Source organism: Lapillicoccus sp. (assembly GCF_046595215.1).
Taxonomy (GTDB): Bacteria; Actinomycetota; Actinomycetes; order Actinomycetales; family Dermatophilaceae; genus Lapillicoccus.
Genome location: NZ_JBKJPP010000165.1, coordinates 1 through 26,494 on the forward strand (window position 1 = coordinate 1; position 26,494 = coordinate 26,494).

At 70.8% G+C, this 26,494-nt stretch carries 19 protein-coding genes and 1 pseudogene; 8 read left to right on the top strand and 12 right to left on the bottom strand.

Features of this window, described 5'->3' with window-relative positions; all coding sequences use genetic code 11:
- A pseudogene (locus tag ACLL9L_RS14640) lies at nucleotides 1–275 on the top strand (hypothetical protein); the annotation flags it as partial.
- Between the two features lie 8 nt (nucleotides 276–283).
- Here the strand turns inward: ACLL9L_RS14640 and ACLL9L_RS14645 are convergent.
- From ACLL9L_RS14645 to ACLL9L_RS14670, 6 genes are all read right to left on the bottom strand, one after another.
- A complete protein-coding gene (locus ACLL9L_RS14645; RefSeq protein ID WP_411285397.1) occupies nucleotides 284–1,240 on the bottom strand; it encodes an electron transfer flavoprotein subunit alpha/FixB family protein in 957 nt (318 codons plus the stop codon).
- Between the two features lie 36 nt (nucleotides 1,241–1,276).
- Nucleotides 1,277–2,062, bottom strand: coding sequence for an electron transfer flavoprotein subunit beta/FixA family protein (locus ACLL9L_RS14650; RefSeq protein WP_411285398.1), 786 nt, complete (start codon nucleotides 2,060–2,062; stop codon nucleotides 1,277–1,279).
- 191 nt (nucleotides 2,063–2,253) lie between these two features.
- Complete coding sequence (xylB, locus tag ACLL9L_RS14655; protein WP_411285399.1) at nucleotides 2,254–3,669, bottom strand: xylulokinase; 1,416 nt, start codon at nucleotides 3,667–3,669, stop codon at nucleotides 2,254–2,256.
- Between the two features lie 38 nt (nucleotides 3,670–3,707).
- Nucleotides 3,708–4,412 (bottom strand): acyltransferase, encoded by a 705-nt coding sequence (locus tag ACLL9L_RS14660; RefSeq protein ID WP_411285400.1) that lies wholly within the window; start codon nucleotides 4,410–4,412, stop codon nucleotides 3,708–3,710.
- The gene (locus ACLL9L_RS14665) at nucleotides 4,409–5,197 is read right to left on the bottom strand and encodes an enoyl-CoA hydratase/isomerase family protein (RefSeq protein WP_411285401.1); all 789 of its coding nucleotides are present in this window, start codon (nucleotides 5,195–5,197) and stop codon (nucleotides 4,409–4,411) included. The genes ACLL9L_RS14660 and ACLL9L_RS14665 overlap by 4 nt, the downstream gene beginning before the upstream one ends.
- Complete coding sequence (locus ACLL9L_RS14670; protein WP_411285402.1) at nucleotides 5,194–5,727, bottom strand: hypothetical protein; 534 nt, start codon at nucleotides 5,725–5,727, stop codon at nucleotides 5,194–5,196. Before ACLL9L_RS14670 ends, ACLL9L_RS14665 begins: the two co-directional genes overlap by 4 nt.
- Before the next feature lie 34 nt (nucleotides 5,728–5,761).
- On the opposite strand from ACLL9L_RS14670, the gene glgX reads away from it, so the two are divergent.
- Nucleotides 5,762–7,915, top strand: a complete 2,154-nt coding sequence (gene glgX / locus ACLL9L_RS14675; protein WP_411285403.1) for a glycogen debranching protein GlgX — start codon at nucleotides 5,762–5,764, stop codon at nucleotides 7,913–7,915.
- Nucleotides 7,916–8,074: 159 nt separating this feature from the next.
- On the opposite strand, the gene ACLL9L_RS14680 is transcribed toward glgX, so the two are convergent.
- Both ACLL9L_RS14680 and glgP read right to left on the bottom strand, forming a co-directional pair.
- Entirely contained in the window at nucleotides 8,075–9,856 is a 1,782-nt protein-coding gene (locus tag ACLL9L_RS14680; protein ID WP_411285404.1) for a sigma factor-like helix-turn-helix DNA-binding protein, read from the bottom strand.
- A gap of 13 nt (nucleotides 9,857–9,869) precedes the next feature.
- Nucleotides 9,870–12,461: an alpha-glucan family phosphorylase gene (gene glgP / locus ACLL9L_RS14685; RefSeq protein WP_411285405.1), complete on the bottom strand. Its 2,592-nt coding sequence runs from the start codon at nucleotides 12,459–12,461 to the stop codon at nucleotides 9,870–9,872.
- Between the two features lie 121 nt (nucleotides 12,462–12,582).
- Between glgP and ACLL9L_RS14690 the strand changes: the two genes are divergently transcribed.
- From ACLL9L_RS14690 to ACLL9L_RS14715, 6 genes are read left to right on the top strand one after another with little or no spacing between them, the layout of a single operon-like run.
- Complete coding sequence (locus tag ACLL9L_RS14690) at nucleotides 12,583–14,652, top strand: alpha-1,4-glucan--maltose-1-phosphate maltosyltransferase (RefSeq protein ID WP_411285406.1); 2,070 nt, start codon at nucleotides 12,583–12,585, stop codon at nucleotides 14,650–14,652.
- 1 nt (nucleotide 14,653) lies between these two features.
- Entirely contained in the window at nucleotides 14,654–16,375 is a 1,722-nt protein-coding gene (gene treS / locus ACLL9L_RS14695) for a maltose alpha-D-glucosyltransferase (protein WP_411285407.1), read from the top strand.
- Nucleotides 16,368–18,146: a maltokinase N-terminal cap-like domain-containing protein gene (locus ACLL9L_RS14700; protein WP_411285408.1), complete on the top strand. Its 1,779-nt coding sequence runs from the start codon at nucleotides 16,368–16,370 to the stop codon at nucleotides 18,144–18,146. Before treS ends, ACLL9L_RS14700 begins: the two co-directional genes overlap by 8 nt.
- Nucleotides 18,143–20,374 (top strand): 1,4-alpha-glucan branching protein GlgB, encoded by a 2,232-nt coding sequence (glgB, locus tag ACLL9L_RS14705; RefSeq protein ID WP_411285409.1) that lies wholly within the window; start codon nucleotides 18,143–18,145, stop codon nucleotides 20,372–20,374. Before ACLL9L_RS14700 ends, glgB begins: the two co-directional genes overlap by 4 nt.
- Nucleotides 20,371–22,026, top strand: coding sequence for a phosphoglucomutase (alpha-D-glucose-1,6-bisphosphate-dependent) (gene pgm / locus ACLL9L_RS14710; RefSeq protein WP_411285410.1), 1,656 nt, complete (start codon nucleotides 20,371–20,373; stop codon nucleotides 22,024–22,026). The genes glgB and pgm overlap by 4 nt, the downstream gene beginning before the upstream one ends.
- A 13-nt stretch (nucleotides 22,027–22,039) precedes the next feature.
- Nucleotides 22,040–22,516, top strand: a complete 477-nt coding sequence (locus tag ACLL9L_RS14715; RefSeq protein ID WP_411285411.1) for a hypothetical protein — start codon at nucleotides 22,040–22,042, stop codon at nucleotides 22,514–22,516.
- Between the two features lie 440 nt (nucleotides 22,517–22,956).
- Here ACLL9L_RS14715 and ACLL9L_RS14720 read toward each other — a convergent pair whose 3' ends face one another.
- Genes ACLL9L_RS14720 through ACLL9L_RS14735 form a run of 4 tightly spaced genes read right to left on the bottom strand, consistent with a single transcriptional unit; the run spans nucleotide 22,957 to nucleotide 26,044 of the window.
- Nucleotides 22,957–23,301 (bottom strand): hypothetical protein, encoded by a 345-nt coding sequence (locus ACLL9L_RS14720; protein ID WP_411285412.1) that lies wholly within the window; start codon nucleotides 23,299–23,301, stop codon nucleotides 22,957–22,959.
- A 27-nt stretch (nucleotides 23,302–23,328) separates the two neighbouring features.
- On the bottom strand, nucleotides 23,329–24,318 hold the full coding sequence (locus ACLL9L_RS14725) for a tetratricopeptide repeat protein (protein ID WP_411285413.1): 990 nt from the start codon (nucleotides 24,316–24,318) through the stop codon (nucleotides 23,329–23,331).
- A gap of 53 nt (nucleotides 24,319–24,371) precedes the next feature.
- Entirely contained in the window at nucleotides 24,372–25,397 is a 1,026-nt protein-coding gene (locus tag ACLL9L_RS14730; RefSeq protein ID WP_411285414.1) for a hypothetical protein, read from the bottom strand.
- Nucleotides 25,394–26,044 carry a hypothetical protein gene (locus tag ACLL9L_RS14735; protein WP_411285415.1) on the bottom strand — a complete coding sequence of 217 codons (651 nt, stop codon included), beginning with the start codon at nucleotides 26,042–26,044 and terminating at the stop codon, nucleotides 25,394–25,396. Before ACLL9L_RS14735 ends, ACLL9L_RS14730 begins: the two co-directional genes overlap by 4 nt.
- Between the last annotated feature and the right edge of the window lie 450 nt (nucleotides 26,045–26,494).

Here is a 26,494-nt window from a genome sequence, read left to right on the forward strand (position 1 = left end):
ATGCCGCGCCGGCTGCAGGGACGGCACCGGCGATCACCCACACCACGACGCACTCCTGGAACCACGGGGTGGGGGAGACGGTCATGGCCCTGGTGCGCCGGGGCCTGTCGATGACCCTCCTCGAGGAGCACGACAGCGTGCCCTTCTGCGCGTTCCCCGGCATGGTTGCCGACGGGCTCGGTGGGTACCGCCTCTCCGAGCAACCCGAGCGGGTCGCCATGAGCTTCACCCTCGGCGCGGTCAAGCCCGGCGATCGGACCCCGGACCCTCGGTGACCGACGGCTCAACCCTTGGCGGTGATGACTGCCTTGGTGGCCTGCGGCAGGATGGCGAAGAGGTCACCCACGACGCCGAAGTCGACGAGTTCGAAGATGGGCGCCTCCTCGTCCTTGTTGACGGCGATGATCGTCTTGGAGGTCTGCATCCCCGCGCGGTGCTGGATGGCACCGGAGATGCCACACGCGACGTAGAGCTGAGGCGAGACCTGCTTGCCCGTCTGGCCGACCTGCGAAGTGTGGGGATACCAGCCCGCGTCGACGGCGGCCCGGCTCGCGCCGACGGCGGCCCCGAGCGAGTCCGCGAAGTCCTCGACCTTGGAGAAGTCACCGGCCGTGCCGCGACCGCCGGAGACGACGATGGCCGCCTCGGTCAGCTCGGGCCGGCCCGTCTTCTCCTTGGGCTGGGACGCGGTGATCCTGGCCGACCGGCCCAGGTCGGACGCCGTGAAGTCCACGACCTCCTCGATGACCTCGACCGGGTTCTCCTCTGGCGCGGCGGAGTTCGGCTTCACGGTGATGATCGGCGTGCCCTTGGTCACCGTTGCATCGACGGTGTAGGAGCCGGCGAACACCGACTGGGTGGTGGCCACCCCGGCCTCTCCGGCCTGGACGTCGACGGCGTCGGTGATCAGACCGGACTCGACCTTGACGGCGAGGCGCGCGGCGACCTCCTTGCCCTCCGGGGATGACGTGATCAGGACGGCCGCGGGCGAGACCCGTGTGACGAGCTGGGCCAACAGCTCGGCCTGCGGGACGACGAGGTAGTCCACGAGGTCAGCGGACTCGGCGCGGTAGACCTTGGCGGCGCCATAGGTGGCGAGGGCCTCCTTGGCCTGTTCGTACCCGGCGCCGACGTAGACGGCACTGGGCTCGCCGAGACGCCGGGCGATCGTCAGCAGCTCTGCGGTGGTCTTGCGGATCTGTCCGTCGACATGGTCGACGAGGACGAGGACTTCAGCCATGTCAGTCTTTTCTCCTGGGAAGTGAGGTCTCGGGGCTCAGACGAACTTGCGTTCGGCAAGGAACGACACGAGCTGCTGCCCACCCTCGCCCTCGTCGGCGACGACCTGTCCGTGCTGGCGCGGCGGACGCGCGGTGAACGACGCGACCCTGGTCCAGGCTGCCTCGAGCCCCACCTGTCCGGGCTCGATGCCGAGGTCCGCCAGGGCCCACTTCTCGACGGGCTTCTTCTTGGCGGCCATGATGCCCTTGAAGGACGGGTAGCGCGGCTCGTTGATCTGGTCGGTGACCGAGACGAGGGCCGGCAGGCTCGCCTCGATGGTCTGCGACGCGGCGTCGCCGTCGCGGCGCACCGAGACGATGCCGTCGGCGACGGTCAGCTCGGAGGCGTAGGTGACCGCAGGCAGGCCGAGGCGCTCTGCGAGCATCGTCGGGACGACGCCCATGGTGCCGTCCGTCGAGGCCATCCCGGTGATCACCAGGTCGGGCTGCGGATCGAGCTTCTCGATGGCCCTGGCGAGGATGAAGGAGGTCCCGATGGCGTCGGTCCCGTGGATGCCGTCGTCGTTGACGTGGACCCCCTTGTGGGCGCCCATCTGGAGGGCCTTCTTGATGGCGTCGGCGGCCCGGTCGGGACCGATGGTCAGCACGGTCACCTCACCTTCGCCCGCCTCGACGATCTTGAGCGCCTCCTCGACGGCGTACTCGTCGAGCTCGGAGAGCAGGCCGTCGACGTTGACCCGGTCGGTCGTGCTGTCACTCTCGGCGAACGTGCGCTCGGCCTGGGCATCGGGGACGTACTTGACGCAGACGACGATGTTCATGGGTGTGGACGTCCTCTTCCGGCTCGTGGGTATGGAGCTCCGTGCTCGTCTTCCATCGTGACACTCCGGGCCGGAAAACCCCATGCCCGGTCCGCGTGATGCCCGACACGAGCACGCTACCCGCGGGTAGGGGGCACGGCGCCCCGCCAGGAGGTGACGGTGGGCACACCCGCCTGGCCCCGGACGGCGTGTCAGGCGCCGTGGACACTGCGGCGCAGCTCTGCGTAGGCGGCCCGCACCCCGTCGGCCCGGCCGCCCTCGGGGTCCGGGAGCCGACGGGAGCGCAGCGGCCACTCGGGCAGCTCCCCGTCGCCGGCAGCGCTGGCCAGCGCCCACGCCGCCTGCCGGGCGGCGCCAAGGGCGACATACTCCCCCGGCTCCGGCACGTCCACCCCGGTGCCGAAGACGCCCGCCGCCACCTCCTGGACGGCGGCCGAACGGGCCGCGCCGCCGATGAGCAGCACACGATCGACTCGCACACCGTTGTCCCGCAGGGCATCCAGACCGTCAGCGAGGCCGCACAGCATGCCCTCGATGGCGGCCCGCGACACGTTGGCCGGGGTCATGTTCGCGCGGGTCAGCCCCCCGAGGGTGCCCGTCGCGCTCGGCAGGTCGGGCGTCCGCTCACCGTCGAGGTAGGGCAGCAGGGTCAGCCCGCCCGCACCCGATGCTGCGGAGAGGGCGAGCCGGTCCAGACCCGGGAGGTCGGTCTCCAGCATCGATGCGGCGGCGGTGAGCACACGCGCCGCGTTGAGGGTGCACACGAGTGGCAGATATCGCCCCGTCGCGTCGGCGAACCCCGCGACGAAGCCGGTGGCGTCGGCGCTCGAACGCTCCGCGACCCCGAAGACGGTGCCGCTGGTGCCCAGGGAGACGACGATGTCCCCGGGGGCAAGGCGAAGGCCCAGTCCGGCGCCCATGTTGTCACCGGTCCCCGCGCCGACGAGCAGTCCCGACGACGTCGTGCCAGCCGGCTCGTCGGGCCGCAGCACGGTGGGCGTCCCGATCTCGCGGCCGAAGCCAAGGGCCAGCAGGTCGCTGCGGTAGGCCCCGTCCCGTGGTGACCAGTAGCCCGTGCCGGAGGCGTCCCCGCGGTCGGTGGCGAGCCGCACCCCCGTGAGGTCTCCGTCGCCGAGGATCTTGGCGCTCAGCCAGTCGTGCGGCAGGAGGACGTCGTGCACCCTGGCTGCGTTGTCGGGCTCGTGCTCGGCCAGCCAGCGCAGCTTGCTGACGGTGATGCTGGCCAGCGGCACCGTGCCCACCGCGTCGGCCCAGGCCGCGGGTCCCCCGAGCTCGTGGACGAGGTCGCGCGCAGCCTGCGCGGAGCGGGTGTCGTTCCACAGGAGCGCCGGTCGCACAACCTCGCGCGCCTCGTCGAGGACCACCATGCCGTGCTGCTGGCCCGCCACGGCGATCGCGGAGACCCCGTCGAGCAGCCCGCCGCTGGTGGCCTCGAGATAGGCGTCCCACCAGACCTGGGGGTCGACCTCGGTCGCATCGGGGTGGAGCGCGCGACCTTCACGGACGAGGTGGCCGCTCGCCGAGTCGCACACGAGGACCTTGGTCGACTGGGTGGAGGAGTCGACACCGGCAACGAGAGGGGGCATGGGCTGATTCTTGCCCGTTCACCCCCGCTCGCGCAGCCTTACGAGCGCGGCGGGGTGTCGACCTCGCCGCGGGTCCGCACGCCCCGGGTCCGCCCGACGCGGGTCCGTAGGACGCGGGCCGGCACCCCGGCGATGACCGACCGTTCGGGAAAGGTCCCGCGCACGACCGAAGCCGCCGCCACGACCGAGTGTGCCCCCACGTCCGCACCGCGGGTGACGACGACCTTGGTGCCGAGCCAGCAGTCGGCGCCGATCCGCACCGGCGTCTTGACGATCCCCTGATCCTTGATGGGCACGTCGAGCCGCTCCGTCACGTGGTCGAAGTCGCAGACGTAGACGTCGTCCCCGAAGAGGCAGAGCGGCCCGATCTCGAGGTCGAGCCAGCAGTTGAGCGTGTTGCGGATCCCGATGACGGACTTCGCGCCGATCCGCAGGGTGCCCTCGTGGGCCCGGACCCGGGCATGGGCTCCGACGTGGGTGAACTCCCCCACGACGAGGCGGGCATATCCCTCCCGCACCTCGAAGCGCACGTCGGGGCCGATGAAGCACGGACCCTCGAAGACGAGCGACGGACAGCGGGCCACCGCGCGCGCCATCCTGAGATAGGACAGGAGGTGGTGACCGGTGTAGGCCCGGTGCTCGAGCACCCACGGCACCCACCGGGCGACGGACCACACGAGGCGTATGCCGGGTCGCCGCCCCGTCCGCGGGCCCACCCTGCGCGAGTCCTCCGCGCTCGTCACCGGCCCTCGAAGGTGGCCTTTCCCGGACCGCTCTCCACGAACGACGTCATCCCGATCTCGCGGTCCCTGGTGGCGAACAGGCCGGCGAAGAGCATCCGCTCGATCTCCAGCCCGGTGTCGAGATCGGTCTCCAGCCCGCGGTCGATGGCCTCCTTGGCGGCGCGCAGGGCATAGGCCGGACCTGACACGAAGGTGGCCATCCACGCCGTCGCGGCCCGGTGCACCTCGGCGGCCGGGACGACCTTGTCCACGAGCCCGATCGAGAGGGCCTCCTCGGCGGCGACGAACCGGCCGGAGAAGATGATCTCCTTGGCGCGGGCCGAGCCGACGAGGCGGGCGAGCCGCTGGGTGCCTCCGGCGCCGGGGATGATCCCGAGCAGGATCTCCGGCTGACCCAGTTTGGCACCCTCGGCGGCGACCCTGAAGTCGCAGGCGAGCGCGAGCTCGCAGCCTCCTCCGAGGGCGTAGCCGGTGATCGCGGCAACGGTCGGCTTGGGGATGCGCGCGACCGCGGTCAGCGAGCTCTGGAGGGCGGCCGAGCGGTCGACCATGTCGGTGTAGGACATCGTCTCCATCTCCTTGATGTCCGCGCCGGCAGCGAAGACCTTCTCGCCGCCGTAGACGATGACCGCGGCCACGTCCCGACGCTCCGACGCCTCCACCGCGGCGGCCCGGATCTCCTCCTGGACCTGCACGGACAGCGCGTTCATCGGCGGCCGGTTGAGGCGGATCGTGCCGATCCCCCCCTCGACCTCGAGGCGGACGAGCTCCCCGGGGGTGCTCACGCGTCACCCTGCGGGGTCTCGCGCGGCCCCTGCTCGTCGACGGCGCCGTTCTGCGCCGCGCCCTGCTGCTCGGCCAGGGCCTGCTGCTCCTCGGGCGAGAGGAACGAGGTGTGCCACATCTGCACGACCTCCATGATCAGGTTGACGGTGATCTCGAAGAGGGTCGAGATGTCGGCGCCCGGCATGATGACGTGCTCACCGGTGATGACGAGGTTGTCGTTGGCGATGCCGACCTTGACGAGGTTGAGCTGGAGGGTGAAGTCGTTGGAGCGCTGCAGTCGCAGCAGGGCGTCGGCGGGGACCTGCTCGCCGATCATCCACTGGCCGAAGACCCGCATGACCGGGAAGTCGCCGTCCTGGCACCGGACGAAGAGCTGCTGGGCCGGCTCGCCGATCATGAAGGCGACGTCGCCGTCCGCGTCGATGTTGGGGTCCAGCTGGTGGTCCTTGAGAACGTCGAGCACGCGTCCCCGCAGCGGATGCTCGTCCGCGGGCGGGGGGAAGTTGGGCAGGCTGGTGGGATCGCTCATGGGGACACCGTAACCGGCCCCTAGGCTTTGGGCCATGTGCCCCCCGACGCCCTCCCGCCCCCTGCGGGACCTCCCGCCACCTCCCGGCGTGACGCTCGTCGACGGGGGCGCCGAGCTGTGCGTCTACGCCGGCCACGCAGACGCGGTGGACGTCTGCCTCTTCGATGAGGGCGACGCTGCCGGGACCACAGAGCGGCGGATCCCGCTGACCGAGCGGGCGCACGGTTTCTGGTTCGGCGACCTGCCGGGGGTGGGCCCCGGGCAGCGGTATGCCGTGCGCGCCCGCGGCGCCTGGCACCCGGAGTCCGGCCTACGGCACAACGGGGCCAAGCTGCTGCTCGACCCCTACGCACGGGCCATCGAGGGCCGGGTCAGCTGGCGCCCCGAGGTCTTCGGCCACGAGGTCGGGGTCCAGCTGACCGGCGACGTCGACCTGCGCGACGACCGCGACTCCGCGGCATACGTGCCCCGGTGTGTCGTCGTCGACGGGCGGTTCGACTGGGAGGACGACGCACCGCTGCACCAGCCACTCGCCGAGTCGCTCATCTACGAGGTCCACGTCCGCAACCTGACGATGCGCCTGCCCGGCGTGCCGGAGGCGCTGCGCGGGACGTATGCCGGGCTGGCCCACCCCGCGACGATCGAGCACCTCACCCGACTCGGGGTCACCGCGGTCGAGCTCCTGCCCGTCCACGCGTTCACGAGCGAGCCCCAGCTCGTGGCCCGTGGGCTCGAGAACCACTGGGGCTACAACACGTTGGGCTTCTTTGCCCCTCATGCGGGATATGCCGTGGCGGAGGACCCACAGGGCGTTCTCGACGAGTTCAAGGGCATGGTCAAGCTGCTCCACCGGGCCGGCATCGAAGTGCTGCTCGACGTCGTCTACAACCACACCTGCGAGCAGGGCGCCGTCGGGGGGACGCTCAGCTGGCGAGGGCTGGACAACCGCGCCTACTACCGCCTCGACGAGCGGGGCCACGACATCGACGTCACGGGGTGCGGCAACACCCTCGACCTGCGCCACCCCGTCGTCTGCCGGATGGTCCTCGACTCGCTGCGCTACTGGGTGCAGGAGTGCCACGTCGACGGGTTCCGCTTCGACCTCGCCGTCGCGCTGGCACGGGGCCGCTCCGACGACTACGACCCCAACCACCCGTTCCTCGTCGCGCTGCGGACCGACCCGGTCCTGTCGCGGGTGAAGAACATCGCCGAGCCGTGGGACATCGGCATCCACGGCTGGCGCACCGGCCAGTTCCCGCCGCCCTTCAGCGAGTGGAACGACCGTTACCGGGACACGGTCCGGGCGTTCTGGCTCGCCGACCTCGGCCGGGACAACCAGACCCAGACGGGCCACGGGGTGCATGACCTGGCGACGCGACTGGCCGGGTCGGAGGACCTCTTCGGCGCCCGCGACCGCGGGCCGATCGCCTCGGTGAACTTCATCGCCGCCCACGACGGCTTCACCGCCAAGGACCTGACGACCTACGACAGCAAGCACAACGAGGCCAACGGTGAGGGCAACCGGGACGGGACCGGGCACAACGCGTCATGGAACCACGGGGTCGAGGGTCGCACCGACGACGAGGCCACCGAGCGGACCCGACGCCGCTCGGTGCGCAACCTGCTCGGGACCCTGCTCACCTCGACCGGTGTGCCGATGATCAACGCAGGCGACGAGATCGGCCGCAGCCAGCAGGGCAACAACAACGCCTACTGCCAGGACAACCCCCTGTCGTGGTTCGACTGGGACCTGCGGGACTGGCAGCGCGACCTGCTGGACACGACCCGGTTCCTGACCCGGCTGCGAGCGACCCATCCCGTGCTGCGGCAACGGCTCTACTTCTCGGGGCGTGCGGTCCACGAGGACGGGTCGAGCGACCTGGCGTGGTTCGACGTCCACGGTGCGGCCATGACGGCGCAGGCGTGGGCCGACCCGGCCACCCGCACGCTGTCGATGCTGCTGGACGGGGCTCCGATCGGCGACGCGTCGCTCCTCGTCCTGCTGCACGGCGGGGCGCACGACGTGGAGGTGACCCTTCCGGTGCCCCCCGGGCTCACGGCATACGAGCTGCTCTGGGACAGCGCGTGGGAGCGGCCCCGGGCACCGGAGGCGGTGGACCCCTCGACCGGCCCTGCCACGGTGACCGCCGCGTCGATGAGGGTCTACCGGGCGATCGACCCGACCTGACGTGCCCCCGCCGGGAGTTGGCGCGGCGCAGCCGGGTTGAACGCCAGGTTGACGCAGCGTCAAGGCGGTTGACGCCCCCTGCAGGGCGCGTCAGGTGCCTCGACGCTGCGTCAACCCCGGGCTCACGCCCGAAGCCGCTGGTCGCTTCCGTTGTTGCCGTCAGCGGGCGGCGACGTCCTGCCAGCTGGTCCCGTCGTCGGTGCTTCGCATCAGGGTCGACGCGTCCCTGGCGAACCACACCGTCGCGCCGGCCGACGTGAGGAGCCCGACGTCCGGGGACGGCTCCGTCGGGCGCCAGGCGGGCAGGTCCACCATGCCTGTCGTCGGACGGGCGAGGACGAGCACCTGTCGGGACGTCGCCGCGGACGTCGTGTCACCCGTGCGCATGAACAGCCGATCCCCCACGCCCGCCGCGAGGTCGTAGAGGTAACGGTTGCTGACCTTCGGCCAGGGCGTCCACGAGTCTCCGTGGTCGAGCGAGGTCGACCCGGCGACGATGCACTGCACGGTGCACTCGCCGCCAGTCACCACGTGGACGGTGTCGCCGGAGACCACCAGCTCGCCGGGGATGCCGGGACCGATGTCGCGCGCCTGCCAGCTGCGGCCCTGGTCCGGGCTGTGGAAGAGCGTCGTGGACGGCCCGTCCCGACCGCCGCCGAGCACCCAGATCCACCCCCGCTCGTCGATCGCGGCGGAGTTCCAGACGGCGGGCCGTGCCGGCTGCGTCGCGACGGAGAGCGCGAAGAGCGAGCCGTCCCGGGGGCGGAAGACGTTGGGCACCTCGGTGCCGTTCCTGAGGACGACATCGCCCGCCAGGACCGGGACCGACGGGACGGGCGCGCCGAGCGGGGTGACGCGTCCCTGGTCGCTCACCCCGAAGCCGGTGGCCGGGTCCGTGACGAGGAAGCCGCCGGGATATGGGGTCACGATGGTGTAGCCCCCGGTGAGGACGCCCGCGGTCACCTGAGCACCGCCGGGGTCTGCGAGCCGCCAGGCGCTCTCGCAGGTCGTCACGTCCGGACACCCGGCGAAGACCTCGAGCAGGAAGCCCCCGGCGTCGGCCCGCAGGGTGGTCAACCGGGTCGACGAGGCGATGATCGGCACCGCCCGCAGCGACGCCGGGGCCCGGCTGGTCGGGATGGACGGGGGTTGCGGGGCGGCACGGGTGCGGTTCGCGTCGGGCACCGATGGGCTCGTCACCGGTGGCGGCACGGGGACGACTGCCCGGTCCGGGCCACGCCCCAGCGCCACCACGGTGGATCCGAGCGCGACCACGACGAGGGCGAGGAGCGCGGCGCGCAGGGTGCGCCGTCGTCGACGTCGCGCCTGCGCCCGCGTCAGGAGCTGGTCGAAGGGTGGCGGGCGCACCACCGCCTCGACGTGGCTCGAGATGCGCAGCGCACGCAGGTCGCCCGGTGCGACCTGCGCCTGCCTCCGGTATGCCGTGGCCCGGCCCGGCAGCGGGTCGGCAAGGAGCGAGCGCAGCGACTCCTGGCCACGCGAGAGCCGGGAGCCTACGGCGCGAGTGGGGACCCCGAGGGTCTGCGCCACCTGCTCGACGCCGAGGCCGGCGAGGTCATGCAGGGCGACGACGTCGCGCTGCTGGGGAGGCAACCGTCTCAGCACGCCCAGGATGGCGAGGTGGTCGGCGGACAGCTCCCCGGCCGGGCCCCGGGTGGTCGCCGGTCCCGAGGCAGGAGCCCGCCCGAGGCCGGTCCGGCGCCGCCTGCCACGGGCGGCGTCGACCGCAGCGGTCCGCAGCCAGACCTCGGGGTCGTCGAGCCGGCGGAAGGCACGGGGCCGATGCACGGCCTTGATGAAGGCCTCCTGCACGGAGGCCTCGGCGGTGGCGACATCCCCGGCCACCCCGACGAGCTGCCCGGCGAGCCGGCGGTAGCGCGCGGCATACAGCTCATAGATGAACGCCACGTCCTCGCTCACCCCGACGCGCCGGTCAGGCGTTGGCGATCAGGCCGAGCTCGCTGGAGTTCGCAAGGGCGGCATGACGCGGCAGGACGCGCACGGTATAGCCGAACGACCCGGTGCGCGAGAGGACGAGCGACCCGGCGTACTGGTGCCGGTCGCCCTCGTGCTGCTGTACGTGCTCGAGCGGCGCGATCTCGATGTCGCCGACGAGGTCGTCCGCCTCGTTGGTGCGACCGTGGACGACCTGCACGCTGACGTCGTCGGGGGTCAGGCCGCCCAGGTCGACGTAGGCCTGGACCTCGAGCACGTCTCCGGTCTGCGGCGAGTCGGACACTCCCGAGGGCTCGACATGGTCGACCCGCACGGACGGCCAGGCTGCCCGCACCCTGGACTTGAAGGCAGCCAGCTCCCTCGCCCCGGCATACGTCGAGCCGTTGAGCGCCCGACCCGCCCGGGAGGCAGGCCCGTAGAGCTTCGTGACGTAGTCGCGCACCATCCTGCTGGCCAGGACCTTCGGGCCCAGGGTCTCGAGGGTGTGCACCACCATCTCGATCCAGTGCAGCGGCAGACCGGCATCGTTGACGTCGTAGAAGTGCTCCCGGACAGAGTTCTCGATGAGGTCGTAGAGCGCCGTGGCCTCGATGTCGTCCCGCCGGTCCGGGTCCTCGACCCCGTCGGCGGTCGGGATGGCCCAACCGTTCTCGCCGTCGTACCACTCGTCCCACCAGCCATCGAGGACGGAAAGGTTCAAACCACCGTTGAGCGCCGCCTTCATGCCCGACGTGCCGCACGCCTCGAAGGGACGCAGCGGGTTGTTGAGCCAGACGTCGCAGCCCGGGTAGAGGTACTGCGCCATCTCGATGTCGTAGTTCGGCAGGAAGACGATGCGGTGGCGGATCTTCGGGTCGTCCGCGAACTTCACCATCTGCTGGATGAGCCTCTTGCCGGTCTCGTCCGCGGGGTGGGACTTGCCGGCGATGATCAACTGCACCGGGCGGTCGGGGTCGAGAAGGATCTCCTTGAGACGGTCCTGGTCACGCAGCATGAGGGTGAGTCGCTTGTAGGTCGGCACCCGGCGGGCGAAACCGATCGTCAGCACGTCCGGGTCGAGGACGGTGTCGACCCAGCCCAGCTCCGACGCCGTGGCGCCGCGCCTCAGCCACGAGGAGCGCAGCCGGCGGCGGGCCTCGACGACGAGCTGCTCACGCATCTCGCGCTTCGTGGACCAGATCTCCTCCCAGGGCACGTTGCGGACCTTGCTCCACGCGTCAGCAGCCTCGACGTCGACGGTGCCGATGTGCTTGCGGGCGAGCTCGAAGACCCGGCCGTCGACCCACGTCGGCGCGTGGACGCCGTTGGTGACGCTCGTGATCGGCACCTCCGAGTGGTCGAATCCAGGCCAGAGACCGTCGAACATGCCCCGGCTCACCTCGCCGTGGAGCAAGGAGACGCCGTTGGAGCGCTGCGCCAGCCGAAGGCCCATGACGGCCATGTTGAACATGCCCGGCTCGCCGCCCTCGTAGGTCTCGGCGCCGAGCGCGAGGAGCCGGTCGACCGGGACGCCGGGGATCGCGTTGTCGCCACCGAAGTAGAGGTTGATCCGGTCGGCCGCGAACCGGTCGATGCCCGCGGGGACTGGGGTGTGCGTCGTGAAGAGCGTCGCGGAGCGGACCGCCTCCAGCGCCTCATCGAAGGTCATGCCGTGGTCACGCACCAGCTCGGTGATCCGCTCGACGCCGAGGAACCCGGCGTGACCCTCGTTGGTGTGATAGACGTCCGGGTCAGGGGCCCCGGTCAGGCGCGACCACAGCCGCAGGGCGCGGACGCCGCCGACGCCGAGGAGCAGCTCCTGCTCGAGGCGTTGGTCGCCACCCCCGCCGTAGAGCGCCTCGGTGATGTTGCGCGCGGCCTCGTCGTTGCCGGGCACGTCGGAGTCGAGGAGCAGCAACGGCACCCGGCCGACCTGGGCCTTCCAGACGTGCGCCGTGAGCACCCGGCCACCGGCCAGCGCGATCTCGATCGAGCAGGGAGTGCCGTCGGCCTCACGCAGCAGCGCCAACGGCAGACCGTCGGGGTCGAGGACGGGGTAGGTCTCCTGCTGCCAGCCCTCGCGGTTGAGCGACTGCTTGAAGTAGCCGGTCTTGTAGAACAGCCCGACACCGACGATCGGGACCCCGAGGTCGGACGCGGTCTTGAGGTGGTCACCGGCGAGGATGCCGAGTCCGCCGGAGTACTGCGGCAGGACGTGGGTGATACCGAACTCGGGACTGAAGTAGGCGATCGCCCTCGGAGCGCCGTCACCACTCTCGTCCTGTGCGCCGGCCCACGCCTGGTACCACCGCGGCGAGTTCATGTAGGAGTCGAGGTCGGCCATCGTCGCGTCGACGCGGGCGACGAAGGTCGAGTCCATCGCCAGGGTCGCGAGACGGTCGGCGGTGAGCCCGGCGAGCAGCTTGACCGGGTCGCCCGTGAACCTCCTCCACCCCACCGGGTCGATCTCCTCGAACAGCGCCCGGGTGGCAGCGTCCCAGGAGAAGCGGAGGTTCTGCGCGAGCACGCCGAGCGCGGCGATGGGCTCGGGCAGAACCGTGCGGACGTTGAAGCGGCGGATGGCCTTCACGGCACGGACTATAGAGGTTCCCTGTCGATTTCCTGCAGGCGCTTCGCCCTTTCTTCACAACCTGCGAGACACCAGTGCCCGCGGTGGCTGCATTCGCGCGCCACCGAGTAGCGTCGAGCCCGTGACTGCAACCCCCGGCGCTGCGTCCTCGCCGCCTGCTCACTTCCCGACCCCCTCCCTGCCCGGCTCCCTGCCGGACGGGATCGCCCGCTTCGAGCGGATCCCTGTCCAGAACGTGCGTCCCCTCGTCGACGGCGGCACCCGCCCCGCCAAGTCGGTCGAGGGCGAGGAGTTCACCGTCGCGGCCCAGGTGTTCCGGGAGGGTCACGACGCCGTCAACGCCACCGCCGTCCTCACCGACCCCGACGGCGCCGACCACCACTTCCCGATGGCCCTCGACAACCTCGGACTCTCCTGGTGGAGTGCGCCCGTCATCGCCGACCGGCCCGGCTGGTGGACCTACCGGGTCGAGGGGTGGTCCGACCCCTATGCGACGTGGGTGCACGACGCGACCATCAAGGTCGAGGCAGACATCGATGCCGAGATGATGCTGGAGGAGGGGGCCCGGGTCCTCGAACGCGCCATCGCCGCGACGCCGTCGGGGGTCGACACCACCGAGGCGCGTGACGCGGTCACCGCCCTGCGCGACTCCAACCGCCCGCCCGGCGCCCGCCTGCCCGCCGCCACCTCGCCCGAGATGCACGCGTTCTTCGCCGCGCACCCGTTCCGCGAGATGGTCAGCCCCAGCCCGGCATACCGGCTGCTCGTCGAGCGTGAGCTCGCCCTCTTCGGTGCGTGGTACGAGATCTTTCCGCGGTCCGAGGGGGCCTGGTACGACGAGGAGCAGGGCCGCTGGCACTCCGGCACGCTGCGCACCGCCGCGGAGCGGCTCGAGGCCGTCGCGGGCATGGGCTTCGACGTCGTCTACCTCACCCCGATCCATCCCATCGGCACGACCGCGCGCAAGGGACGCAACAACGCCCTGCACGCCGGCCCCGACGACCCGGGCAGTCCCTACGCGATCGGCTCGCCCGATGGCGGACACGACGCGATCCACCCCGACCTCGGCACCTTCGACGACTTCGACATCTTCGTCAGCGCCGCCCGCCGCCACGGCCTCGAGGTCGCCCTCGACATCGCCCTCCAGTGCTCCCCCGACCACCCCTACGTCACCGAGCACCCCGAGTGGTTCACCACGCGGACCGACGGGAGCATCGCGTATGCCGAGAACCCGCCGAAGAAGTACCAGGACATCTATCCGCTGAACTTCGACAACGACCCCGACGGCGCCTACGTCGAGATGCGCCGGATGGTCCAGGTCTGGATCGACCACGGCGTGACGCTCTTCCGGGTCGACAACCCCCACACCAAGCCGGTCGCGTTCTGGCAGTGGCTGATCGCCGACGTGGCCGCCGACCACCCCGAGATCATCTGGTTGTCGGAGGCCTTCACCAGGCCGGCGATGATGCACACCCTCGCCAAGGCGGGCTTCCAGCAGTCCTACACCTACTACGCCTGGCGCAACCTCCGGTGGGAGCTGGAGGAGTACATGCGGGAGCTGACGGGCGACACCGCGCCCTTCCTGCGCCCCTCGTTCTGGCCCACGACGCACGACATCCTCACGCCCTACATGCAGTACGGCGGGCCGACGGCGTGGACCCTGCGCGCCGCCCTCGCGGCGACGCTCGTGCCGACCTACGGCATCTACGCAGGCTACGAGCTGATGGAGAACGTCGCGCGGCCCGGCGTCGAGGAGCAGATCGACAACGAGAAGTACGAGTTCAAGAACCGTCGCTGGGAGGACTTCGAGCCCGGCGGGTCTCGAGAGGGCCAGTCGCTCGCGGCCTACCTCACCAAGCTCAACGCGATCCGCAAGGCGCACCCGGCGCTGCGATGGCTGCGCAACCTCACCTTCCACCACGCCGACGACGAGAACGTCATCGTCTTCTCGAAGTCCCGCGTCGTGCGCGGGCACCGCGACACGATCCTCGTTGTCGCCAACCTCGACCCCCACGCGACGCGGGAGACGCAGATCCACCTCGACATGGCCGCCCTCGGCAGCGGCCCGGACGACCACTTCCGGGCCCGTGAGCTGATCACGGAGCAGACCTGGATCTGGCGGCGGGACAACTACGTCCGGATCGGCCCGGACACCCACCCCGTGCACATCATCGAGGTCAGGAGCATCTGAGGTGCAAGGACTCAACCTGTCGCAGCCCGGTCTGCGCCACGATCCCGAGTGGTTCAAGACCGCCGTCTTCTACGAGGTGCTCGTGCGTGCCTTCGCGGACTCCAAGGGCTCCGGCTCCGGCGACTTCTCCGGCCTGATCGGGCGACTGGACTACCTCCAGTGGCTCGGCGTCGACTGCCTGTGGCTGCCGCCGTTCTACGCCTCCCCGCTGCGCGACGGTGGCTACGACATCGCCGACTACCAGGCCGTGCTCCCGGAGTTCGGGACCCTCCCGGAGTTCATCGAGCTCGTCTCGCAGGCCCACGCCCGGGGCATCCGCATCGTGACGGACTTCGTCATGAACCACACCTCGGACCAGCACCCGTGGTTCCAGGCCAGCCGCGCGGAGCCGGACGGCCCCTACGGCGACTACTACGTGTGGTCCGACAGCGACGAGGGCTACAGCGATGCGCGGGTCATCTTCGTCGACACCGAGGTGTCCAACTGGACCTTCGACCCGATCCGTCGGCAGTTCTTCTGGCACCGGTTCTTCTCCCACCAGCCGGATCTCAACTTCGAGAACCCCAAGGTCCAGGAGGAGATGTTCGACATCGTCCGCTTCTGGATGGATCTCGGCATCGACGGCTTCCGGCTCGACGCCGTGCCCTACCTCTTCGAGGAGGAGGGCACGAACTGCGAGAACCTGCCCCGGACCCACCAGTTCCTCGCGGAGCTGCGGGCCATGGTCGACGCGGAGTACCCCGGGCGGATCCTGCTCGCCGAGGCCAACCAGATGCCGGCCGAGGTCGTCGACTACTTCGGCACCGCCGAGGCGCCCGAGTGCCAGATGTGCTTCCACTTCCCCGTCATGCCGCGCCTCTACTACTCCCTGCGTGAGGAGAAGGCCGCCCCGATCATCGACGTCCTCGCCGAGACGCCGGACATCCCCAACGCCGGTCAGTGGGGCACCTTCCTGCGCAACCACGACGAGCTGACCCTCGAGATGGTCACCCCGACGGAGCGGGTGGCGATGTACGGCTGGTATGCCCCGGACCCGCGGATGCGCGCCAACGTCGGCATCCGTCGCCGGCTCGCCCCGCTGCTCGACAACTCACGTCCCGAGATCGAGCTCATCCACGCCCTGATCCTGTCGCTGCCCGGATCCCCGTGCCTCTACTACGGCGACGAGATCGGCATGGGCGACAACATCTGGCTCAACGACCGCGACGCCGTCCGGACGCCGATGCAGTGGACCCCCGACCGCAACTCCGGCTTCTCCACGGTCGAGCCCGGCAAGCTCTACCTCCCCGTGATCTCCAGCCTCGTCTACCACTACAACAACCTCAACGTCGAGGCGCAGATGGCCACCTCGTCCTCGATGCTGCACTGGGTGCGCGGGATGCTCCAGGTGCGCAGCCGGCACGCGGTCTTCGGCCTCGGCGACTTCCGGGTCTGCCCCGCCGACAACGAGTCGATCCTCGCCTACGTCCGCAGCGTCGAGAGCGCCCGCGTCTCCGGGGGCGAGGACCAGCCCGCCGAGACCGTCCTGTGCGTCAACAACCTCTCCTCGCGCCCGCAGGCGACGACGCTGCGGCTGCCGGAGGAGTATGCCGGGGCACAGCTCGTCGACCTCTTCGGCGGCCACGGCTTCCCGAAGCTCGGTGACGACGCCACCGTCGTCATCACGTTGGGCTCCCGCGACTTCTTCTGGCTCAGGGTCCGCGGGGACAGCGACCATGGCTGAGGTGCACCGCACCACGTTGAGCCCCGGCAAGATCGAGCTGCTGGCGGAATGGCTGCCGGGACAGCGCTGGTACGTCGGCAAGGGCCGGGTCCCGCTGCTGCGTCGACTGGGCGGCTTCCGGCTCGACGACCCCCAGGGACAGGTGGGCGTCGAGATCCTCATCGTCTCGGACCACTCGGCGGCGCAGGCCGTCGTCTACCAGATCCCCCTGACCTTCCGGGACGCCCCGCTCGACGGCGCAGACGCAGCCCTCGTGGGTACCGCCGAGCACGGCGTCCTCGGCCGGCGATGGGTCTACGACGCCCCCCACGACCCGGTCTTCGTCGGTGAGCTGCTGGCCCTGATCCAGGGATCGGCAGTGCCGCAGCACCAGTCCGAGAGCAACACCCCGGATCCCACCGTGGTCGGCCATCACGTCGCCGGGCCGCAGGTCACGCTCGCCTCGTCCAGCGTGCTGCGCGGCGAGCAGTCCAACACCTCGATCATCTGCACCGTCCGCGAGCCCAGCGGTGAGCCGGCTGAGCCGATCATCATCAAGGTCTTTCGCACCCTGCAGGCCGGCGACAACCCCGACGTCACGGTCCAGTCAGCACTCACCGAGGCCGGCTCGACCCAGGTGCCGGCAACCATCGGCTCGGCCTCCGGGCGGTGGCTCTCCCCCGACCACGTCGAGGCCCGTCAGCGCCACGAGGCCACGATCGACGGCCACGTCAAGGCCGCGGTCGACGCCCGCACCCGCGTCGTCGAGCGCATCCAGCGGGACCGCGACGCGGCGGCCGCCGAGCACGCGACGGAGAGGGCCCGGGTGGCCAGACAGCGCGCCCTGGAGATCAACCGTCGTCGCGAGGTGGCCCGGCCGACCCTCCACGACGCGCTCCTCGGCGACAAGGACCGCCTCGATGCGGCGTCGAGGGTCCGCCAGGACGACCTCCCCGACCCCGACGCCGTGCCGGCACCCGAGATCCCCGTCCGCGAGCTGCCGCGCATCCCGGCACACAGCGAGTTTGCCGAGTTCGTCCCCGAGGTGGTCGGCGGCCACCTCGCCTTCGCCCAGCGGTTCTTCCCCGGTGTCGAGGACGCGTGGCGCGTGGCCCTTCGTGCCGTCGCGACGGGCAGCGACTTCACGGCGGCTGCTCGGGAGCTCGGCGAGGCCACCGCCCACATCCATGTGAGCCTGGCGCGGGCACTGGGCACGACGTCACCCTCCGAGGACGCCAGGCGCGAGCTGGTCGGCGCCGTCCGCGCCCGCTACTTCGGCGCGCTCGGCGAGGTGCCGGCCCTGGCCGTTCACGAGCGCGCCATCCACCGCGTCATCGACGACCTCGACCGGCACGAGTGGCCCGACCTCCAGCGCGTCCACGGCGACTACCATCTCGGGCAGGTGCTCCACGTCCCCGACCGGGGCTGGGTTGCCGTCGACTTCGAGGGCGAGCCCCTGCGCCCCCTGTCGGAGCGCGTCCGGCCGGACCTCGCCCTGCGGGACGTCGCGGGCATGCTCCGGTCCTTCGACTACGCCGGAGGGTCGGTCGAGCTCGGCCACCCGGGCGTCTCGGCACGGGCCTGGGTCCAGGGGTGCCGGGTGGCCTTCCTCGACGGCTATGCCTCCGTGGCCCGCCTCGACCTCGCCGCGGCGGCGCCGGTGATCCGGGCGCTGGAGCTCGACAAGGCGCTCTACGAGGTCGTCTACGAGGCACGCAACCGCCCCACCTGGCTGGGCATCCCGACCACGGCCATCGACCGTCTCATCGCCGAGAGCAAGGGGTCATCATGACCACCGTCCCAGCCACGCCCCAGATCGGAGACGAGAGTGCCGTGCAGGCGTTCCTCGAGGGACGCCACTCACAGCCGCACGACCTCCTCGGCCACCACCTCGGCCCCGGTGGCCTGACGGTCACGGCATACCGGCCTTTGGCCCAGTCCGTGCGCGCCCGCCTCGCCGACGGGACGACCTTCGAGCTCGACCACATCCGCGGCGGGATCTGGTCCGGCACGGCGGGGCGGGTCACCGGCACGCAGGACTACCGGCTGCTCGTGACCTACGACGACGGCACCGAGCACGAGCAGGACGACCCCTACCGCTTCGCCCCAACGCTCGGCGAGATCGACCGCCACCTCATCAACGAGGGCCGGCACGAGCAGCTGTGGACGGTGCTCGGCTCCCACGTGCGCACCTACGGCGGGCCGATGGGCGACGTGCACGGGGTCTCGTTCGCCGTGTGGGCCCCGCGGGCGAAGTCGGTCCACGTCATCGGCGACTTCAACGCGTGGGACACCGTCTCGCACCCCATGCGGCTGCTCGGGACCACGGGGATCTGGGAGCTCTACGTCCCCGACGCCACCGAGGGGATGAACTACCAGTACGCGATCCGCGGCGCGGACGACGCCGTGCGTCCGCACACCGACCCCATGGCGCGGCGCACCGAGGTCGCGCCGAAGACGGCGGCCATCGTCACCGAGTCGCACTACACCTGGCAGGACCAGGAGTGGGTGGAGCGGCGCGCGAAGGAGAACCCGCACACCGGCCCGATGAGCACCTACGAGGTCCACCTCGGCTCGTGGCGCCAGGGGCTGAGCTATGTCGAGCTGGCCGAGCACCTCGTCAACTACGTCGTCGACCTCGGCTTCACCCACGTCGAGCTGCTCCCGGTGATGGAGCACCCCTACGTCCCGTCGTGGGGCTACCACGTGACGGGCTATTACGCGCCGACGTCGCGCTTCGGCTCGCCCGACGAGTTCCGCCTTCTGGTGGATGCGTTGCACCAGAAGGGGATCGGGGTCATCCTCGACTGGGTGCCCGGTCACTTCGCGACGGACGCCTGGGCGCTGGCGAAGTACGACGGACAGCCCCTCTACGAGCACCCCGACCCCCGCAAGGGCTGGCACCCCGAGTGGGGCTCCAACATCTTCGACCTCGAGCGCAACGAGGTCCGCAACTTCCTCGTCGCCAATGCGATCTACTGGCTCGAGGAGTTCCACATCGATGGCCTCCGGGTCGACGGCGTCGCGTCGATGCTCTACCTCGACTACGCCCGGCAGCCTGGCGAGTGGATCCCGAACTCCTATGGCGGACGCGAGAACCTCGACGCGGTCCGGGTGCTCAAGGAAGTCAACGGCACGGCATACAAGCGCGTCCCCGGCATCGTGACCATCGCCGAGGAGTCCACCTCCTGGGAGGGCGTCACCGCGAGCACCGCCGACGGCGGGCTGGGCTTCGGCTTCAAGTGGAACATGGGCTGGATGAACGACACCATGCGCTACCTGGGCCAGGACCCGGTCTTTCGCAAGTACCACCACAACAACATCACCTTCTCGTTGATGTACGCCTTCTCCGAGAACTTCATCCTCCCGATCAGCCACGACGAGGTCGTCCACGGCAAGGGCTCGCTGTTGCGCAAGTCGCACGGCAGCCGGGACGAGCAGCTGGCGACGCTGCGGGCGTTCCTTGCCTACCTGTGGTCGCACCCGGGCAAGCAGCTGATCTTCATGGGCTGCGAGTTCGCGCAGGAGGCGGAGTGGGCCGACGGCCGCAGCCTCGACTGGTGGCTGTTGGACCAGCCCGCGCACCACCGGGTCCACGCGCAGGTCAAGGACATGAACGCGATCTACCGCAGCCACCGCCAGATGTGGGAGTACGACACCGACCCCGCTGGTTTTTCCTGGCTCAACGCCGACGACGCGGGCCACAACACGTTCTCCTACCTGCGTTTCGGCTCCGGCAACCGCGCCACCGACGCCCCGGTGATGGCCGTCGTCGTCAACTTCAGCGGGCAGACCCACGAGCCCTACCGCATCGGTCTCCCCCGCCGTGGCCGGTGGTCGGTCATCCTCGACACCGCCGGATACCGGCCCGAGGCCCCGAGCTCTGCAGGGCTGGTCCTCACGGCCGACGAGACGCCCTGGGACAACCAGCCGTATGCCGTGGACCTCATCGTCCCGGCGCTGTCCACGATCTGGCTCGTCCCCGTCGACGAGTCGACCCCGAAGGGAGTCACGTCATGAACCACCCCCGTGCCGGACAGCTCGCCCAGGCGGAGGACCTCGTCGACGTGGGCAGGCTCGTCGACGCCTACTACGACCTCACGCCCGACGCGAGGAACCCCGACGAGCAGGTCGTCTTCGGCACCTCGGGTCATCGGGGGTCGAGCCTCAACACGGCGTTCAACGAGGCGCACATCCTGGCGACGACCCAGGCCATCTGCGAATACCGCTCGTCGGCCGGGGTCGACGGCCCGCTCTTCATCGGCCGCGACACCCACGCCCTGTCCATGCCGGCGTGGAAGTCCGCCCTCGAGGTGCTCGTCGCGAACCACGTCACCGTCCTCATCGACGACCGGGACGGCTACACTCCGACACCGGTGGTGTCGCACGCGATCCTGCGCCTCAACCGCGACAAGCTCGGGTCGACCAGAGGTGGCAACGGGCTCGCGGACGGCATCGTCGTCACGCCATCGCACAACCCGCCGGCCGACGGCGGGTTCAAGTACAACCCGACCCACGGAGGGCCGGCAGACACCGATGCCACCGGCTGGATCGCGGCCCGGGCCAACGAGCTCATCGTCGCCGGGCTGCGCGGAGTCAAGCGGGTCCCTCTCGGCGAGGCGCTCGGCGAGGTCGGCAAGTACGACTTCACGGGCACCTACGTCGACGACCTGCCCACCGTCGTCGACCTGGCGAAGATCCGGGAGGCCGGCGTCCGCATCGGGGCCGACCCGCTCGGTGGCGCCGCAGTCGACTACTGGGGCGAGATCGCCGCTCGGCACGGCCTCGACCTGACGGTCGTCAACCCCGAGGTGGACCCCACCTGGCGTTTCATGACGCTCGACTGGGACGGCAAGATCCGGATGGACTGCTCCTCCCCCTTCGCGATGGCCTCGCTCATCGGACGGCGCTCGGAGTACGACATCGCCACCGGCAACGACGCCGACTCCGACCGCCACGGTATCGTGACTCCAGACGCCGGCCTGATGAACCCCAACCACTACCTCGCCGTCGCGATCCAGTACCTCTACGGTGGCGCCCGACCGGGGTGGCCGGCCACGTCTGCCATCGGCAAGACCCTCGTCTCCTCCTCGATGATCGACCGGGTCGCGGCCGACCTCGGCCGGACCCTCCTCGAAGTGCCGGTCGGCTTCAAGTGGTTCGTCCCCGGCCTGCTCGACGGGTCGGTCGGCTTCGGTGGGGAGGAGTCGGCGGGCGCCTCGTTCCTGCGGTTCGACGGCAGCGTCTGGACGACCGACAAGGACGGGATCATCCTCGCGCTCCTCGCGTCGGAGATCCTCGCGGCCACGGGCCGGACGCCGAGCCAGCACTACGGTGAGCTGACGGCGAAGCACGGCGACCCGGCATACGCCCGCATCGACGCTCCGGCGAGCCGCGACCAGAAGGCCAAGCTGGGCGCGCTCTCTCCTGATGACGTGTCCGCGGAAACCCTTGCCGGAGAAGCGATCACGGACAAGCTCACCTCAGCGCCGGGCAACGGCGCAAAGATCGGTGGCCTCAAGGTGACCACGGAGAGCGCCTGGTTCGCTGCGCGGCCGTCCGGCACCGAGGACGTCTACAAGATCTATGCCGAGTCGTTTCGGGGCGCCGAGCACCTCGCCCAGGTCCAGGCCGAGGCCAGGGACGTCGTCAGCGCGGCCCTGAGCTCATGACGGGGCAGCGTTCGTGACCGAGGTCGAGCGCTCGCCGGGGCGGCTCATCGTCATCACCGGCGCTCAGGCTGCGGGCAGGGCCACCGTCGGGTATGCCGTGGCAGCGCGACTCCCGCGGGCGGTCCACGTCGACGGTGACGTGGTCTCGGCCATGGTCGTGTCCGGCGGGGTGCCCATAACCCTGCCCGCTCCACCGGCGGCGGTCGAGCAGCTCTTCCTCCGGTGGCTCGCGAGTATCGCGGTGGCGGAGACCTACCAGCAGGCCGGGTTCGACGCGGTGGTCACGGACACCGACATCGGAGACTTCCTCGAGGACTTCCTCGACTTCGTCTCCCCCGCGCCGCTGCACCTCGTGATGCTCGATCCCCCTGCCGACGAGGGCGCCGGACGGGCGGCCCAGTGGCTCGACACCTCTGGCCAGAGCCTCGAGGAGACGGTCAACGACATCCTCGACCGCCTCCCCGAGACCGCGGTCGAGACAAGGGCCTGAGCCACGACCGTGGCCGAGCCGGTCGTGCTGGCGAGCCGGGCAGCGGAATACGGGTGACCCGGGCCACGTTGACACGAAGGCGTCATCGGCTTGCGGTCACCTCTGCGGCCCGGCCGGTCCGCCACCTCTTCCGGCCCTCGCGGGCCGCCGCCCAGTTATGCCGGAGCCTCGCCTCGGCATACCCCACCTCGGGAGCCTCATGCCTCTCAGCACGCACGCCACCACCCAAGCCACATCCTTTCCGCGCCGCACCGCGGGGCACGAACCCAACCTCGCCACCCTCTCGCAGTTGCGCTCGATCGGTCGAGTTCCGCTGCTGTCCTTGCCTGCTCGTCACGCCCGGTCGCGACGGCCCGACCTCAAACGGGCCTGCTCGGGACACTCCAGCGCCTGACCCAAACCGTCGCGCTCCTCACGAACACCGACGTCAGGTCGGGGCATCAGTCGTCCAGGCCGGCCTCGGCGAGACGGGCCAGCTCGAGCCACTGCCCGCGATGGGCCGGAGGCACCTCGACCCACTGCTTCATCGGTCGTCCGGCCATCGGTTCGAAGAGGTGCGCCCCCGCCAGAGCCAGCGCCTCGGCGTGGGCGTCACCGTTGAGCTTGAACACCATGTCCTCGCCGTACAGCCCCGCGAAGGTCTTGCCGCCGCGGCGCCTGATCGACGGCATACCGAACATCACCGACCGCTGGACGTCCGCCGCCGCGCAGAGGTCCTCGGCGAGCTCGTCGAGATAGGCCTTGCCCTTGTCGGATGCCTTGGCCATCTTCGGTGCTTCCGTCATGGCCCTGAGGATACGCGCGGCACCCGGTCAGAACAGGGCGCTCATCAGGGCCTTGCGCGCCCTGACCACCCGCTCGTCCGACGTGCCGACGATCTCGAACAGCTCGAGCAGGTGCTCACGGATGCGGGTGCGGTCCTCACCCTCGGTGACGCGCACCGCGTCGATGAGCCGAGTGAAGGCGTCCTCGACGTGGCCACCGAGGACGTCGAGGTCGGCGACCCGCAGCTGCGCGTCGACGTCGGTCGGGGCGGCTGCAGCCTCCTGGCGGGCCGCCTGGACGTCGAGACCCTCGGTCCGTTTCATCAGACGCACCTGAGCGAGACCCGCCTTCGCCTCGGCATCGGCGGGGGCCTCCTTGAGGGCCTGCTCGTAGGCGGCGACAGCCCCGTCGAGGTCGCCACGGTCGATGGCGTCGAAGGCCGCCTGGTGCAGAGGCGGCAGCTCGGGCTCACGCTGCGCGTCACCCGGGTCGGCACCCTCGGCGTCCGGCGACGCTCCATCCGGCTGCACGCTGACCCGGCCGGTGACGCCGTGCTGGACCGCGAGCTTGAGCAGTTCGTCGACCCACTGCTGGGCTTCCTGGGGGAGCAGCGGCCCGACGAACAGCGGCACCGGCTGGCCCTGCACGAGCCCGAGCGTCACGGGCACGGACTGGACCTGAAAGGCCCGCAGGAGGCCGGGGTTCTCGTCGACGTTGACCGAGACCAGCTGGAAGCGCCCCTCGTTGGTGGCGGCGACTCCGGTCATGATCTTGACGAAGTTCTCGGAGTCCGCCAGGCGTGAGGACCACAGCACGATGATGGCCGGGACCCGCATGCTGGAGTTGGCGACCTCCTGGAAGTTCGCATCGGTGGCGGTGACCACAGGGGCCGTGGACCCGGCCGGCGCGCTGCCGGCCCCGGAGGCGGAGCCAGCGGATGGCGGGCCACCGGCCGTCGGTGACCCAGAGGGACGCTTGAGGGCGGACAGGTCGACCGCTCCGCGCAGTGCGGACGGGGTGAGGGGCTGCTGGCTCATGGTCCTATTCTCTCCGATCGGCGGGGCGCTCAGCGCCCCGAGGCAGGGGTTGCTCAGGTACCGGACGCGGCGACGAGGTGCTCCTCCGCGCCGACGACGACGGCCTGGCCGCGTTCGGGGACAAAGAAGGCCACGAACTCGAGCGTGTGCTGGCTCGCCTCCGCCGTGACCGTCGTCAGACCGGTGAGCGCCGTGAAGGCGGGCAGCGGGGTCACGACGGCACCCGGTTTGTTGACGACGGAGTCCCTCCGGTCGAGGACCGTGAAGACGAGGGCACCCTTGCCGCCGGCGACCCTGAGGCCACCGATGACGTCCGCGAGGTCGTGCTGCTGGGTCAAGGTGGCGATGTTGGCGAGCCCCTGGCTCTGCGAGACCGCACTGGCCCTGACACCGGTCGCGAAGGTGTCGTCGCTGAACGGGGCGTCTGTGGGTGGGGCGTCTGTGGGTGGGGCGTCTGTGGGGGAGGCGGCCGCGGGGAAGGCGAGCGACGCGGCATACCGCTTCGTGAGGTCCTCGGGACGGACCGCGAGGCTGCTGCCGTCGCCGAGGACCGGTGAGCCCTGTGCCACCTTGTCGAACGCCTTGACGGCTGCACTGGGCAGCATGAGCGTGCTCGCGGCAATCCGGTAGGAGGTGCGCACGTCCGGCGTCGTGAGGAGGTGCAGCACCGGCAGGCCGGACTGGGCGCGGGTGGTCTGGACGACCATGGACCTGGGGTAGTCGAGCCCACGGGAGACGGCGAGGACGACCGGTGGGGACGCCGTCACGGTACGAGCGTTCTTGACCTCCGCGCTCACCGTCGCCGCCAGCTTCGCGTCGGCCGAGGCCGCGGTCAGGGCCATGCCGGAAAAGGCGGTGGCGCGCACGGCATCACCCTCCGCCCCGGGAGCAGTGGTGGCCTTCTCGGCCGCGGCGACGACCTGGGTCGCGATGGCCTGGGCCTGCGACGACGGCAGCGCCCCCCCGACCGTGGCCGTGGGAGCGTCCGTGACACCGACGACGGTGGCGCAGCCGGCCAGCGAGAGGCTGAGCAGCCCCGCCCCGAGGCCGACGACGATCCGTCTGTTGCTGGACCTCATCGCGTCGTCTCCTCGTCGTCATGGCGCAGTCCGGACTCCAGCGCCGAGGGGTCGAGCACCTCGCCGGATCCGGTGGTGGGCTGGAGACCCCGACGCAGCCACCACCCCGCACCTGCGAGCAGCAGCATCCCGAGGACGAGCACCGCGATGGACTGGGCGAACCAGGCCCCGCGCTGCCAGGTGATGCTGACGTCCACCGGACCGGCGGCTGGCGAGTAGACGACAACCGATGACGGCGCCTGGTCCTGGCTCACGACGAGGCAGCCCTCGCCCGAAGCACGCCAGACCTGCAGCGAGCGCGGGTCCGCCAGGTCGCCGTCCCCGGACTCCCTGAGCTGGAGCGTCCGCGCGGGGAACTCGGCGACGACAACCTCCTGGTGCCTGGCCGTCCCCACGACGTCGAGGGCGTCCCGTGGAGTGGTGCTGGCCACGAAGACCGGCCCGGCGCCCGAGGTGGCACACACGGTGACCAGGGCATCGACCCGGTTCAGGACCGACGGACCGGCGAGGAGGCTGAGGGTGGGCGCGGCGGTGAACCTCGCGGCGCCGCCCGGGCCGAGCGTGATGGCGCACCATGCTCCGAGCACGGCCATGACGAGACCCACCAGAACGACGAGGGCGACGGCAAGGCGAGGGGCGTCGAGCACGGAGTGAGTCCTTTTCGATCTGGAGCGGCACCCCGGCACAGGTCGTGGGTGCGCCGGATGGCCCAACCACCATGTCACAGGGCCACTGAGGAGCCAATTCCCGAGCGCGTGCACCCGCCCGCCACCGGGGGCGCCGGCGCCCGGCCTGCTGATGAGCGGGCGATGCTCCGGGCCGGGCTCGGCGGGCACCGCTCGGGGCGCACCGCTCGACGCTGGCCGTCCGGGACCAAAGGCATTGCTGGCCGTCGGCTCAAGGCTCAGGGCTCAGGGCTCCCGGCCCCGATCCGTTCCATCCGGGCGACGACCGCAGGCTCCGCCCGGCACCCGGGCCAGGCCGCGCCGCACGAGGATGTGCGGCGCCTTGCGGCTGGTCCGCCCCGCCTCAAAAGCGGGCCGGCTCCCGGTAGACACCCCACTCATCGCGCAGGACGTTGCAGATCTCACCGAGCG